This window comes from Xenorhabdus taiwanensis, assembly GCF_036512875.1.
Lineage (GTDB): Bacteria > Pseudomonadota > Gammaproteobacteria > Enterobacterales > Enterobacteriaceae > Xenorhabdus > Xenorhabdus taiwanensis.
Window position 1 is genome coordinate 1,560,229 of sequence record NZ_AP028978.1, and the last position, 13,190, is coordinate 1,573,418.

At 52.7% G+C, this 13,190-nt stretch carries 18 protein-coding genes; 2 read left to right on the forward strand and 16 right to left on the reverse strand.

What is annotated here, in order from left to right:
* Nucleotides 1-2: 2 nt before the first annotated feature.
* The 5 genes from ACE1SE_RS07030 to ACE1SE_RS07050 are packed head-to-tail and all read right to left on the reverse strand — an operon-like array spanning nucleotide 3 to nucleotide 5,023.
* Complete coding sequence (locus ACE1SE_RS07030; RefSeq protein WP_374053224.1) at nucleotides 3-2,846, reverse strand: phage tail tape measure protein; 2,844 nt, start codon at nucleotides 2,844-2,846, stop codon at nucleotides 3-5.
* Nucleotides 2,839-2,955 (reverse strand): GpE family phage tail protein, encoded by a 117-nt coding sequence (locus ACE1SE_RS07035; protein WP_374053225.1) that lies wholly within the window; start codon nucleotides 2,953-2,955, stop codon nucleotides 2,839-2,841. Before ACE1SE_RS07035 ends, ACE1SE_RS07030 begins: the two co-directional genes overlap by 8 nt.
* Before the next feature lie 14 nt (nucleotides 2,956-2,969).
* The gene (locus ACE1SE_RS07040; protein ID WP_374053226.1) at nucleotides 2,970-3,287 is read right to left on the reverse strand and encodes a phage tail assembly protein; all 318 of its coding nucleotides are present in this window, start codon (nucleotides 3,285-3,287) and stop codon (nucleotides 2,970-2,972) included.
* Nucleotides 3,288-3,324: 37 nt separating this feature from the next.
* Complete coding sequence (locus ACE1SE_RS07045) at nucleotides 3,325-3,840, reverse strand: phage major tail tube protein (RefSeq protein ID WP_374053227.1); 516 nt, start codon at nucleotides 3,838-3,840, stop codon at nucleotides 3,325-3,327.
* Between the two features lie 10 nt (nucleotides 3,841-3,850).
* Nucleotides 3,851-5,023 carry a phage tail sheath protein gene (locus ACE1SE_RS07050; protein ID WP_374053228.1) on the reverse strand — a complete coding sequence of 391 codons (1,173 nt, stop codon included), beginning with the start codon at nucleotides 5,021-5,023 and terminating at the stop codon, nucleotides 3,851-3,853.
* Between the two features lie 285 nt (nucleotides 5,024-5,308).
* On the opposite strand from ACE1SE_RS07050, the gene ACE1SE_RS07055 reads away from it, so the two are divergent.
* Nucleotides 5,309-5,707: a tail fiber protein gene (locus ACE1SE_RS07055; RefSeq protein WP_374053229.1), complete on the forward strand. Its 399-nt coding sequence runs from the start codon at nucleotides 5,309-5,311 to the stop codon at nucleotides 5,705-5,707.
* A complete protein-coding gene (locus tag ACE1SE_RS07060; protein ID WP_374053230.1) occupies nucleotides 5,707-6,303 on the forward strand; it encodes a tail fiber assembly protein in 597 nt (198 codons plus the stop codon). The genes ACE1SE_RS07055 and ACE1SE_RS07060 overlap by 1 nt, the downstream gene beginning before the upstream one ends.
* A 26-nt stretch (nucleotides 6,304-6,329) precedes the next feature.
* On the opposite strand, the gene ACE1SE_RS07065 is transcribed toward ACE1SE_RS07060, so the two are convergent.
* The 11 genes from ACE1SE_RS07065 to ACE1SE_RS07115 all read right to left on the reverse strand — a co-directional run bounded on the left by ACE1SE_RS07065 (nucleotide 6,330) and on the right by ACE1SE_RS07115 (nucleotide 13,187).
* The gene (locus tag ACE1SE_RS07065) at nucleotides 6,330-6,926 is read right to left on the reverse strand and encodes a tail fiber assembly protein (RefSeq protein WP_374053618.1); all 597 of its coding nucleotides are present in this window, start codon (nucleotides 6,924-6,926) and stop codon (nucleotides 6,330-6,332) included.
* A complete protein-coding gene (locus ACE1SE_RS07070) occupies nucleotides 6,923-8,395 on the reverse strand; it encodes a phage tail-collar fiber domain-containing protein (RefSeq protein WP_374053231.1) in 1,473 nt (490 codons plus the stop codon). Before ACE1SE_RS07070 ends, ACE1SE_RS07065 begins: the two co-directional genes overlap by 4 nt.
* The gene (locus ACE1SE_RS07075; RefSeq protein WP_374053232.1) at nucleotides 8,395-9,000 is read right to left on the reverse strand and encodes a phage tail protein I; all 606 of its coding nucleotides are present in this window, start codon (nucleotides 8,998-9,000) and stop codon (nucleotides 8,395-8,397) included. The genes ACE1SE_RS07070 and ACE1SE_RS07075 overlap by 1 nt, the downstream gene beginning before the upstream one ends.
* On the reverse strand, nucleotides 8,993-9,901 hold the full coding sequence (locus tag ACE1SE_RS07080) for a baseplate assembly protein (protein WP_374053233.1): 909 nt from the start codon (nucleotides 9,899-9,901) through the stop codon (nucleotides 8,993-8,995). The genes ACE1SE_RS07075 and ACE1SE_RS07080 overlap by 8 nt, the downstream gene beginning before the upstream one ends.
* Before the next feature lie 2 nt (nucleotides 9,902-9,903).
* The gene (locus ACE1SE_RS07085) at nucleotides 9,904-10,245 is read right to left on the reverse strand and encodes a GPW/gp25 family protein (RefSeq protein ID WP_374053234.1); all 342 of its coding nucleotides are present in this window, start codon (nucleotides 10,243-10,245) and stop codon (nucleotides 9,904-9,906) included.
* Complete coding sequence (locus ACE1SE_RS07090) at nucleotides 10,242-10,880, reverse strand: phage baseplate assembly protein V (RefSeq protein WP_374053235.1); 639 nt, start codon at nucleotides 10,878-10,880, stop codon at nucleotides 10,242-10,244. The genes ACE1SE_RS07085 and ACE1SE_RS07090 overlap by 4 nt, the downstream gene beginning before the upstream one ends.
* Before the next feature lie 66 nt (nucleotides 10,881-10,946).
* Nucleotides 10,947-11,582, reverse strand: a complete 636-nt coding sequence (locus ACE1SE_RS07095) for a phage virion morphogenesis protein (RefSeq protein WP_374053236.1) — start codon at nucleotides 11,580-11,582, stop codon at nucleotides 10,947-10,949.
* Nucleotide 11,583: 1 nt separating this feature from the next.
* Entirely contained in the window at nucleotides 11,584-12,000 is a 417-nt protein-coding gene (locus ACE1SE_RS07100) for a phage tail protein (protein ID WP_374053237.1), read from the reverse strand.
* Nucleotides 12,001-12,013: 13 nt separating this feature from the next.
* Nucleotides 12,014-12,472 carry a lysis protein gene (locus ACE1SE_RS07105; protein ID WP_374053238.1) on the reverse strand — a complete coding sequence of 153 codons (459 nt, stop codon included), beginning with the start codon at nucleotides 12,470-12,472 and terminating at the stop codon, nucleotides 12,014-12,016.
* Nucleotides 12,469-12,873, reverse strand: a complete 405-nt coding sequence (locus ACE1SE_RS07110) for a structural protein (RefSeq protein ID WP_374053239.1) — start codon at nucleotides 12,871-12,873, stop codon at nucleotides 12,469-12,471. The genes ACE1SE_RS07105 and ACE1SE_RS07110 overlap by 4 nt, the downstream gene beginning before the upstream one ends.
* Complete coding sequence (locus ACE1SE_RS07115) at nucleotides 12,870-13,187, reverse strand: phage holin, lambda family (protein ID WP_074023135.1); 318 nt, start codon at nucleotides 13,185-13,187, stop codon at nucleotides 12,870-12,872. Before ACE1SE_RS07115 ends, ACE1SE_RS07110 begins: the two co-directional genes overlap by 4 nt.
* Nucleotides 13,188-13,190: the final 3 nt, after the last annotated feature.

Sequence of the window (13,190 nt, forward strand, 5' to 3'; positions counted from 1 at the left end):
CTTTAATACTCCTCTCTGTCAGCAAAGGCGCTGCGGGCGCGGGCACGTTGTTGTTGTTCACGGCGATCCAACTCACGGGCGACAGCCTGTGCAATATCCTGCGCGGATTGTGCCGGCGTGGTATGAATGTGAATTTCATAGGCGGGGCGGTCATTGCGCTGATGCGGGTTGATGACTGTCACCCCGGCGTTCTGGTATTGGGCGGCCGGCAGGCTGTACGGGTGCAGCGGGACTGGCTGGGCGCTGACTGTGGATGCGCCCATCGACAACGCAGCGGCTGCCATACGGGCCAGCATGGCTGTTTGCCGGCGGCTGGTTACGCGGGCAGGGCCGTTTATCAGCTCAGGCCCATATTCACCGACCAGGCCAAATTTGCCCGCCGGAATATAACCGCCAGTATCATGGGCACCGGTAAAGGCGGTGAACGGGTTAGCGTGGGGACGTGTTGCACTGTTATAGGCATCCAGTGCCTGTTTTACCGTCGGCTTTTGTGCCTGCTCTTTCATAAAGTCAGGCGTCACGGCCTCTTTGATCTGTGTGCCTAATTCAGACAAGCTTTGCTTTAACGCCGCCCATTTTTCCTTAATGCCGGTCACGAGTTTGTCGATGATTTCTGTGCCGAACCGTTTAAACCGCTCCGGTAACTTCCCGGTGTCTTCGATAATCTCATCCCATTTTTTGGCAATTTTGGTTTTGATGTTTGCCCAGGTCGTTGACGTATAGGCGACAATTTTATCCCAATGCCGGTATATCAGGCCAAACAGCGTCCAGTTAAGAATATAATTTTTAATAAATTCCCAGGCCGCGAAAAAGGCATTCTTAATACCTTCCCAGAGTCGCTTAAACCACGGCCCCAGCTTGTCCCAATTTTTCCAGATAAGGTAAGCACCGAGGGCAATCAGGCTGATAATCAGCAAAATAGGATGCGCCAGCATCAGACGCCCCAGCCACATCAGCACTTTTCCGATAACAGAAAAAGCCCCGCTCAATAATTTCAGGGATCCGGCGCCTTTGATACCCAATAAGGCAAATCCCAGCCTGACTACGACTAATGGCCCCAATAGGGTTGCCAATGCCAGAGTGATAGCACCCATGATAGCCAAAATCATTCCCAGCAGGGCGATTGAAACAGAGAGGTATTTTGTAACAGTGGAATGATCACTGAAGAATCGTTTAACGCGGGTGAGCATAGCTGACAGCTTTTCAAGCCCCTTGACATACAGTGGTAGTAAATGATTACCAATTTGCTTGTAAAGGTCACGTTTGCGTGACCCCAGCTCTAGCTCCTGTCCCTGTGCTGTGCTGCTACCCTCTTTAACCAACTGATCCACACGGTAGGCTTCATGCCCAGCCTTGATTTGTTTCTCCATATTAGCCCGCTCACGGTACATGGTGACAAACAAGCCCGCCGCTTTTTTATTAGAAAACAATTGTGCTATATTCGTTTCAATGCCTGTTTCATCTAATCCTGGGTATTTTTTCTTGATGCGCGGTACGATTTCATCTATCAGATAGCGAAATGGATCAGTCTGAAACTTTCTGGAGTTTACAAGAGCATTCTTTTCGACCCTTGCCAATTTTCCGGTTTTTGAATACCGAAGAGCGTCTGGTTTTAATAAACCTATTTTATTTAACTCTTCCGCAGCAGAAAGTTTCATGTAACCCATCATCAAGGCTGAATAAGCGCTACTTAATCCTGTACCGGTTCTATCCCCTCCAATCTGCTGAATGATGTGTGACATCGAGAAATAAAACGCCTCATCACTCATTTGCTTGGCTGCCATTTCTCCCGTTTTCATCATGGCCATATAATCACTAGGTAAAACCATCCCACCACTGGCCGCCATAGCCTGCGTAGACATGTTCACTGACCGCTTAAAATCTTCTGGGCTATTGATCATGTTGCGCAACTCGGCAATCTTTAACACCTCCTGCGACTGATCACGAAACTCTTTGGCTTTCTCATCGCTCAGCCCATGCATGGTCAAAAACTCGGTGGCATAGCGCATTCTTAGTAATTCCGGGGTCACCATTTTTGCTTCATCGTAATGACGCAACACCGAATGGGCTTCTTTCAGGGTTTTCAGATTATCACTGGCGCTGTTACCGATAATGTGCATGCCATTAGCGAATTTATCGGCATCTTTCAGGATATTTTCACCAACACCCAGCGCCCGAAAAGATGACATTTCTTTATCATAAATAGCCGCTTCATTGAGCATTGGCTTCACACCCATCAAAATACCGACGCCGGAGGCGGTTATACTGGCCCCGTGTCCTAACATCTCACGGCGCAGGTGCTGGCCTTTCTGGTAACTTGACTTGGCCGTTGCCATTTTTTTCTCACGCTGCTCCAGCCGCTCCAATTGCTGGCGTTGCTGTGCCAGTGTATTATTTGCCCGGCTGATATCGGCATTAAGGCGCCGCTGTGCTTGCCCAAGCTGGTTGGTCGCGATCCCGCTGGCGTGCAGGGTGTCACGCTGGCGTTGCAGGGACTGGTTTAAAGCGTTGGTTTTGTTCTTAAGCTGGGCGGCGGCATTTTTAGCCTGCTGGAGTTGGCGGATTTGGGTTTGTGTCGGGTTTGCGCTGGTATTGAGAGCCCGGCTCAGGGCAGCCACCCGTTCGGTAGCGCTGCGATAGGCTTGCTGGGTTTCTGCCAGTTGACGCTTGGTCTTGCGAAAACCCTCAATCTTGCTGGCTTGTTGGTTCAGCTCCCGCAGTTGCTGACGGGATTGTTTGATGGTTTCTGCCAGCCGCTTATTGGCGGCCTGCGCGCCTTTAAAAGGCCGTGTCAGTTTATCCACGGCGCTTAAGATCACTTGCAGGCGTAAATTACGGTCACTCATCGGCGCCACTCCGTTTTAAAGCCCGGTAACGCCACTCCAGCAATTCGGGCAGGCTCATGTCAGCGGTCACGGCGGGCGACCAGTGAAAGACGGTGGCAATATCGGCCACCAGTTCATCCACGGTTAAGGGGTCTGGAAATCGGACTTCACCGACTTCGGCAGCAAAAAATTGACCACCTCGATACTCAGGTTAATCAGATCACCCGGCGACATCAGCAGTAAATCATTTTTGGTCAACGCCGGTGCGGTAACGCGGGGTAAGACCAGCATCATGGAATCGACGTCCATTTCCATCAGCGCTTGCAGGCGGACACCCCGCAGGGCACCACTGTTAGGTTTGCGCACGATCACGTCGCTGATCGTGGTGGCACCACGGATAATGGGATCGTCCAGGGTAACAGATGCGTGCTCAGGCAAGGCGACAGGGGTGGGTTCAGTCATGATAAAAGTTCCTCAGAAAATGAATATTAATCACTAATTACAGGCCGATAGCGCGGCGATGGGCTTCGAGACGGTCAACGCCGCCGACCACTTCCACCATGTTGACGGTGTCGATCTCGACCAGGACTTCCCCGTCCCACGTCAGTTTGAAGTAGGTGTTTTTGGCGCTGACTTTGGTCTGGGTGTTGTCGCCCTGTTTGTAGTTGCCGGGGTCAAATTCCGAAAAGCGCCCGCGCATGACGACCTCGACCGCAATCACTTCGCCGGTATCGTCACGCTGGAACGAGCCGTTAAAGCGCAGCATGACGCCATCGGTTTTTTCAATGCCCCATTGCTTATAGAGCTGGGCTTCCACCCCGCCGAGGGTGAATTCCGCATCCAGTGCGCCATCATCCAGGCCCAGATCGACATAAGCCGCGCCGTTCATGCCGCCGCCCCGGTAGGCTTCGAGTTTGCGGCTCAGTTTGGGTAGCGTCAGTTCTTCGATGGCACCAACGTAATTGTTACCATCATTGAAGAGGTTTAAGTATTTCAGTTTGCGTGGTAATGCCATGTGCAGCCCCTTAGCTGTTAATGCTGTTGGCGAAGTTCATCAGGTACTGATCGGAAATACGCTGGCGCAGCAGCAGGTTTTCCAGTGGCGGCACCGGCGTGTAGTCATAGTCGATATAGAGCTTGCCGGCTTTCAGGGTATCTTTGCTGTTGGTGTTCTCGTCATACCAGCACTGGCCGTCAATCAGGTAACCGTTAGATTTGAGTTCACGCAGTTTGGCATTGATGCCTTCGATAATGTCGCGTACCAGTGACGGTGTCAGCGGTTTATCAATCGCCCACATATGGGCTTCGGCCATCGTGTCAGCCAGTACCTGGGCGGTACGGGTGTAGCTTTCAAACTGGAACAACGGATCATCGGAGCAGGTGCGGGAACCCCAGAAACGGAACCCGTCTTTGCGGATCAGCGTGGTGACATCATTCTGGTTAAGCAGGTTGGCATCGGTGGCGACATCCTGCAAATCCCAGAACACATCGGCCGAAATGCCGGTAACCCCATTAACGCCGACGTTAGACAGGGTTTTATGCCAGCCGGTTTCCTCATCAATTTTAGCCCGCAAGCCCAGGGCACGGGCGGTTGCATACGCGACAGCTTCGCGGCTGGTCACGGTATCCCAGCTCAGGAAATCCGGCCAAATCAGCATCAATTCACGGTGTTTAAAATAGTCACGGTACTTAATGGCCTCACTGATAGTCTTACAACCGTAGGCATTGACATAAGCCATCGCGCGTAGCTTCTGGGCGATGATGGCCAGTGCCTCGGCAACGGGCTGGGTATCGTGACCGGGCACAGCGAGTATACGCGGTTTCACGCCAAGCTGGCTTTGTGCGGCCAATAACGCCTGCATGCCGGTTTTCTTGCCTTCATCGGTGACGCCGCCAATGATATGGGTCGTGGTCTCGGCTTCGGTTTTACCCTGCGCCACACGTACCACGACCGTAACGGGCTTCGCCTGATCAGCAATCGCCCGCAGGGCATGGAATAACGTCCCGGTTTTGCCGGCCTTGCCACTGGCAGCCAGGACGTCAGTTAACAAGACCGGGGTATTTAAGGGAAAGGTGCCGGGGTCAGCATCATCCCCCGTGCAGACCATACCGACAATGGCAGTGCTGACGGTGGTAATGGTGCGGGTGCCTTCGTTGATTTCCTGCACGCGCACGCCGTGGTGATAGTCTTGGGCCATAGCGAAAAACTCCTGCTTAAGTGATTTCGTTATGGTGGTCGGCTTTACAATAAAATGCAGGTGGTTGGGATTGTGTGGAGGCTGGTACAAATCAGCGCAATATTTAGCCCAATATCATGATATTGCTGCCAATGGCATTTTTGCATTTTTAATATACCGATGTGACCGTTTTATACGCAATTATTTTACGCGCTCCATGATGAACCGTTTTATTCCGGCGAGTGAGTAAGATATTGATATCCGTAAAACCTCGGTTTAACGGCAGGCTCGGCATTACCGGTCGGGGTGCCTATTCCGTGGCCGTTGGAAACCCCTCCGGCTGGGTGGCTAAAATGTAACGGTGCTACGTTTACCGCAGCACAATATCCAGAGCTGGCACGTGTATACCCCTCGCTGAGATTACCAGATTTGCGAGGGGAATTTATTCGAGGGTGGGATGATAGCGGTAAGATTGACCCAGGCCGCGCTTTGCTTTCATTACAAACCGGCTCAGTTGGGCGACATGATCACGCATTTAATCAAACATGGGGGGCAACGGGGCCTGATAGCACAGGTGGGAGGTATCCTGTTAGTGCAGACACCAATGGAGCGGTGCTTGATATTCCTATCTATACGGATTATTCCGGGGGTAATGAAACTCGCCCACGTAACATTGCATTTAACTACATTGTGAGGGCTGTATAATGGCTGGCGCAAAATTAGACCAATACCAACACGCTACGGTCGCCGGTGATATCATGGTATTTAACTATCATAGCGAAACACGCGAATATTTTTCGTCCTCTGTGGAGTTCTTACCCGTAGGTGTCGGCATCCCTGCTCACTCGTGTATCGATGCACCGGATGACCGCAAACAGGGTTATGCTATTTGCCGGACGTCGGATTTGTCCGCGTGGGAATACGTCGCAGATCATCGTGGTAAAACCGTTTACAGTATTGAAACAGGTGCCGCACAGGTGATTACAGCTCTCGGTGATTATCCGCCAAACACCACACCAGATGCCCCAACTACACCATTTGACAAATGGAATGGTAAACGATGGGTGACAGATAATCAGGCACAATACCAGCATGAACAGCAACAGGCTGAATCCCAAAAACGCTATCTAATGTCTCAGGCCACAAACTCAATCATCCCACTCCAATATGCTGTCGATCTCAACATGGCAACGGACACAGAGCAATCGACACTGATTGCGTGGAAAAAATACATGGTGTTATTAAACCGTGTAGACTGTTCGGCAGCATCAAACATTGACTGGCCTAAAGCGCCAGAATAACAATCAGGGGCATAGTGCCCCTCTATTTATTTTGGCTGTTCCGGCCATGAAATATCAGGCGCGGTAGAGCAATCTACCCGATTGAGCAGGACGCGGTATTTTTTCCATCTCAGCAGTGCCGTATTCTCTGCGGTGGTCGCCATGCCGAGTTCAATAGCATCTTGTAAAGGGGCAATGGCAATATCTGCCTGTTGTCGCAGTGATGATTTTTGCTGTTCCGATTGCCTGACCTGATCCGCTTTTAGTGCCCGATTATCTGTTACCCATCGTTTGCCATCCCATTTATCGAATGGGGTAGCAGGTGCATTTGGCGTTGTGTCTGACGGATAATCACCAAGGGCTTTAATCACTCGACTCTCACCCGTTTCAATGCCATAGACCGTTTCACCACGGTGGTCAGCAACGTATTCCCAAGAGGATAAATCAGCTGTTCGGCAAATCGCATAACCCGCCTTGCTTTCACTGGGCGCATCAATACATGAATGCGCCGGAATGCCGATACCTACGGGCAAAAATTCGACCGATGTCGAAAAGTATTCACGCGTCTCGCTATGATAGTTATAAACAGTCATATCACCCGCTACAATGGCGAGCCGATTTTTGTTTAATTTTGCCGTCATTATGCAGCCCTCACGATATAGTTGTACGCAACGTTGCAGGGCGCAGTTTCGTTGCTCCCCTCTTCACTGATATAAAGTCCACTGGAGCCTGCTGCGGCAAAATAAACTGACGAGGCGCTCCTTCGGTAATCCTCGTGAACGGCCGGAGTGTCGTAGCCTCTCCCACTACCAAAAAGCAAGTCATGTGTATGTTTTTTCAGCTTGTCGGTTGCAAACGACAATAAGGTACGTCCGGCATCAATAGGTCCGTCATCACTCCATCCACGAATAAATACACCTCGAAGATCCGGCAGTTTGCCAGACGGATAAACGGATGCCAGCGCAGGATATTTAGCCAAATCGAAATATGTTCCATTGCACTTAAGCCAACCCGCTGGCGCATCAGCGGCAGGCCACGGAATTGGCACGCCAAACGGTAGAGCCGATCCTACCCCTAAACCAATGTCAACGGAGGTAGGTTTATTGAGTGGGCTGTAAACCCGAATACCGCTCGCTTCATAAATACCGTTTGCTGACACATAACCTGTCGCATCGACATTTCCGTTAACAAGTCCACCGCCTTTAGAATAAGCCCCAATGTCATCGGGCGTGGGTTTATTATTCGCGCTGTAAACCCTGATCCCTCCCGCTTCATACACGGCATTACTTGATAAATATCCCGTAGCATCAATACTTCCGTAGACTACTCCGCCTGTTTTGGGGTAGGCATTTTTCGCGAGATCTACGGTTCCCGCTAAACCGAGGTTTTTCACAAACGCCGGTTTATCAAGAATATCGGCACCGTTCTTAGATTTTTCGAGTCTGGCGTTGGCGTTGTTATTGGCACTGGCCGCATTTTGATTCGCCGTTGCTGCCAAATCATAAGCGGTCTTCACCGCTTTTGGGGTTGCCGCCTGCGTTTCGCTGTTGCTGTTTACCGCACTGCTTAAGCTGACAAACCCTTTCTCTTTCAGCGTCGCATCAGGGTGACGGCGGCTTTGCTCATGCTCACGGATAGCGTTAGCGACCACGGAATCCGCATACTCGCGGGTTGCCAGTACCACAGACGGATCAATCTTTAATGTTACCGCGTCCGTGTGGCTGACAATCAGCACCATGCGAATAGTCTGGGTGCGCCCGGAACCCTCCTGCAATTGCGGCTTGTAGGTCTCGGCGCAGTTGCCGATGGCAATTAAGATACCCTCGTTATCAAACAGGCCAATTTCCCGTATCCACCAACCGCCTTCGTTTTCTGGGATGATCTGTTCAGCGATAATCTGGTTAGTGTTTTGGGGATCAACACTCAGTACATTAATGGCTGCCCGGCGGCGCTCGTTAACGAGTTGCGTTTGTGCCGTATCCGGCGTGGGCAATGTCCCACCGCCATCACCCACCGCCATATGGGTGATATTCAGCTGAGTACCCAGCGCGGCGGCATTCGCTAACTTGTCCGCCCCCAGCTGGGTTAACAGGGCAAAGTATTTGGTTCGCATTATTTAATCCTCATATCATCAATAACATGCACTGCCGCGCCCACCACGTCAGCACCGGAAACAACCACTTCCTGGGGTAAATAGGGGTAAACCGTCAGGCTATCCCCGCTGTAACTGGTCACGGCACAATAGGCTGTACCGCCCGTTTCCAACTGAATAGACATACCTATCAAATGGCGCGAGGCGGGCTTGGCATCAAAGATTAATCGCTCCAATTCCTGATAAGTTTCTGCCGTAATGCCCGTTTCCATCACCCCGATATCGAGCCGGAAGGTGCCGGGGGCTTCGTTGGTCTGCCACCATTCAATCACGCGGATCAGGTAGCCGAACGGTTCGACCACACGCCGGATAGCGCCGATGGTGCCCTTGTGTTTATGGACAAACATCGCCGCCTTAATGGACTCACGCTTGGTACGTTCCGGCCAGTCCATATCCCAGCGGTCAACCGACCACGCCCAGGCCAGATACGGCAACAACGTCACCGGACAACGATCGGGGTTCCACAGGTCACGGACAGGCACCGGGATCTCAGCCAGGCTGGATAGCGCAGTGGCAGCGGCCACTTCCAACGGTGAGGAGCCGACCGGCAACAGGCGGTTATTCATCTGAACCCCCGATAGTCACGGTGGCACGGGTGCAGAAACTCGCCTGCGTTTTATCCAACACCATGTCCTGATTCGGTTTTTTCAAATCAACCCGCTGAACACCGGGGACATGCAGTGCCGCATAAATAGCACTGCGCACAATATCGCGGCCAATGCGGTGCTGCTCGGCGGTGTAGCGTGCCAGTCTTGCCCGCGCATCCTGCAATATTGGCTCATACTCCGGTGTGGGATAGCAGTACAGCACGGCATCAATCTCATAATCGACAATCTTAGCGGACTGTACGGTCAGACGGTCAGCGACGGGACGTACATCTTCATCATTCAGGGCGCGACTGACAGTAGCGACCAGTGCCTCACTGGCCGCCCCGTTCCCTTCACGGGATAAGATACTGACAGTCACATAAGCCGGCGCGGGACTGATGACCGAGGCATCCGCAACCCGGCCATCCGCACTGCGGGCATGATATTCATAGGCACCGACCGGGCCAGCCACGCTCAAACCTTCAAACGCTTGGGGAATACGTACACGATAGTCGTTGTCAGATTCCCGCACGGCAGGCACGGGTGGCACGGCATTAGTGTCAGCAGGCTGTAATGTCAACCGGCTGACATTATTGTTCGCGCCCAATTGGTCTAAATCACTGCCCCGGGCATACGCTACCATTGCCGCGCGAGCCGCTTCATTGATACGCTGGCGTAACAATAATTCCCGGTAGGCGTTTTCCTGTAACAGTTTGGTGATGGGTTCCGACTCCAGCGCCAGAGTACGGGCGATCGCGTCGCGCTGCGCTGGCGGGTACAGGGCGATCAGGGCGGCCTTACGCTCGGCAAACAGCGTTTCAAAATCCAACGCTTCAACCACATTGGGCGGGGGTAACTGGCTTAAGTCAATGGTTGGCATGGTCACCTCACAGGTACGGAAAATACAATCGGATCACGTGCCGATGAATAATGGCCGCTGATATCGACCGTCATGTGTCCCGCTGCATTTTGACTGAGCGTAATCGCAGTTAATGTAATACGTGGTTCCCATTGCTGGATAGCGGTATAGCAGGCCGCCATCAGTTGCAAACGTAACGCCGGGTTTTGTGGGGCGTCTATCAGTGCCGACAACAGGGAACCATACTGACGGCGGGCGATCCGGCTCCCTACGGGCGTCAGTAAAATATCGCTGACAGACTGGCGAATATGGTCGATATCGGCCAGCCTTTCTCCGGTCTGGCGGTTCATCCCCAAATATCTCATGACACCGGATCTCCTGATGTACCGTCACCACTGCGCACACCATGGTGCCGGTGTGAATCGACCACAATCCCGTTAGAGCTGAACTGGCCGCCCGTGTGGGTAATATGGCCACGCATCGTACCGCCTTGCCGAATTTCCAGACTGCCTGTGGTCAAATGGTTTGTACACACCACCGTCGGGGTATCCAGGGTGATTTGATGACTGGCCGTACAGGTGATCGCCGGTGCGGTAACCTGCACAGACACCGAGGCTGTGATGGTAGCCGTTTTAATGCCGGTGACGGTTAATGCGCCGGATTGCGGTTCGTACTCCATCATTGCCCCATCGGGAAAGGCGATGTGCACCGCCTCAGCCGATGCCGACGGCGCGGGACAGGCATTGGAAAAGATCGCCGGCAGCACAAATGCGGTGGTGAGATCGCCGCCGATAGCCAGCAATAAGACCTGTTCGCCGACGCTGGGCGCCCACCATGTCCGGGCGTTCCCGGCTCTGGCCGTCAGCCAGTTTAGCCAGTCCGTTTCCAGGTGACCCGTTTCCACGCGACAGATACCACGGGTCGTGTCTACCCGGGTGACGGTGCCAATGCGGATCAGGTTGCGCAGGCGGCGCAAAAGTTCGGTTAGTTGTGTGTTCATGCGCACAACATGTCACTGTGCGTACCGGTCTGCACGTTATCGGGGTTGTGCCAGCCCTGACACACATTAACGGGTGAGATGCGCCAGAATCTGGGCTTCGATATGTGCGATATCCTGTGGTGTCAGTCCCAACAGACGGCGTTGCGGGTATTGCACGTCAATGTGTTTGCCCCGCATCCGCTCTGTTAAGCCAAACTGATGGACACGGGCCACCGCAGCCACTTTGGGGGCGAAGAAGATCACGGCTTCTTTATCACTGGCCGACAGGCGCAGATAACGGGCGGTGGCTAATTTCTTGAACATACGCGTTTTTTTACTGCCCTTATTCGTCTGAAGGCGGTCAGTTTTCTTTTCCAGCATCTGCTGGATATCGTTGCGGTAGAAGGTACGCAGCCCTTTACGCTCAGTATCATAGCCGGTGATCACTGTCCCGTTTTTACCCTTGCGGTACTGCCAGTTTTTTAAACTGCGGGTTTCCCCGCGCCAAACAAACTTCATGCCCCGCTGAACTGTCAGCACCTGTGCCTTGCGTTGGGTATAGCGGCTGCCATCAGGGTTACGCTGGGCACGGATACGTTGCATCTGGCTGTGGCGCAAGTCCCGTGCTATCTCACGCGACAACTGTTTGCGACTGGCAGGGGACAGTTGGGTTAATAGCGCCGTGAGGGCGATATCCAGTGGCTGCAATGCGTTATCATCCATTTCACCACCTGTCAAACGGGTTTTCCGGCTCAGGGACAGCGGTCACGGTGCTGGCCTCGTTCTGCTGGGTGACCACAACACGCTCTGTCAGTTTCAAATCAATGCTGATATCGGCGGTGGCGTCATTGAGGATATTTACATCAAAGGTGAAACCGCTGCGGCGGTTATCGGGATTGGCGAAGATGTCCGGTTGATGCTCACGCAGCCAGTGCACTATCACTGCCATCAGAATATTTTGATCACCAGGATAACTTTCCACAATCAGGTTCAGGGTGTATTCATATTCGTAGGACAGTGACGATGCTGACGTTGCTACCACAGCACCATCTTCCACAAACAAATGCAGGTATTCCGGATTATCCCGCAGGTACGTAATTTTCGCTGCCAGTGCAGCGCGTAATAAACGGGGTTTATTCATTGGGCACCTGTTATTAGCACTGGATCTTAATGTAGTCCTGCAAATAGCTTAATTTTGCCCGGTCGTTGATGATGCCTTCTCGGATATCGAGAACAGTAGATCCAGTTTCTCCAGAGAGTTCGACGGGGGTTGCATCGCCCACGCTGCCGGAGGTAACGGTTTCAGGCACGGGGCAGGCGGCTTTGATGCGCAGCTTGCGACGACCAGCGGCAACATCAGCCCGAAGAGTGTCGATTTCAGTCTTGGCATGGGCGAGTTCCTGAATATGTTTGGTGTCTAACTCTGTGAGGTGCTTGATTTGCTCTAGCTGGGTGGCGTTGATAGCAACTTGTTCAGATAGCTTAGTGGTCAGCGATTGATTCGCCCCCGCCAGCTCCCCGTTCTCTGCATACACCGAATAGATAGAATATAAGGCTGAACCCATCAGCGCGATGCCGACCGACGCAGCAATCAGTTTCAGCTTCCAGTTCATAGCAACTCAAACGCTTTTTCAAACGTTGCCTCAGAATAAGGCTGCTGGCCGTTCTCCATCTGGATCATGGCCTTGACCAGTCGGCACAAGGTGACGGGGTTGTCCATATCGATCACCGCACTGCCGGGAATGCCCACGACCTGGCACACAAAGGCAATGTAACTTTCGGTATCATTTTCATTCGGGGGCGCCCAACGGGTAATGATCTGTCGGATACTGTTCAGACCATACTGGCGTTCGTAATTGCGCAAAACCTTAAGCATGGCGCGAATACCCCACTCAGGGGCAACAAACTGACAGAATGCCTTATCGGTCTGGGTATCACGTAATCCCTGCCATGGGTCACCGTGGCGGATATTGCCCGGATTATGGTTGCGAATGCCCCTGTCGCCCTGACTCATTCTTTACCTCCCAAACGCTTATTAATGGCGCGGATCGCAAACTCGCGCAGCTTCTCAACGCCAATAAATCCGATAGCACCGCCAAGTGCCGGCGATACACTGCCGGGGATGCCGAACAGTTCCAGCGCGCTGGCAATGCCCCAGGACAGCGCCCCGCAAAGCAACGGTTCCACCCAGCGGTTCTTACGCTCAATGCCGTCATAAATCAGGCGGCCGTAGCAAATCAAGGCCGCCAAAACAGAGCCGGATATTTGCGGCCATGAGTTTTTCAGGCCGTTGAGTAAGTCGGCCCATATATCAGGTTGTTTGTCCATATC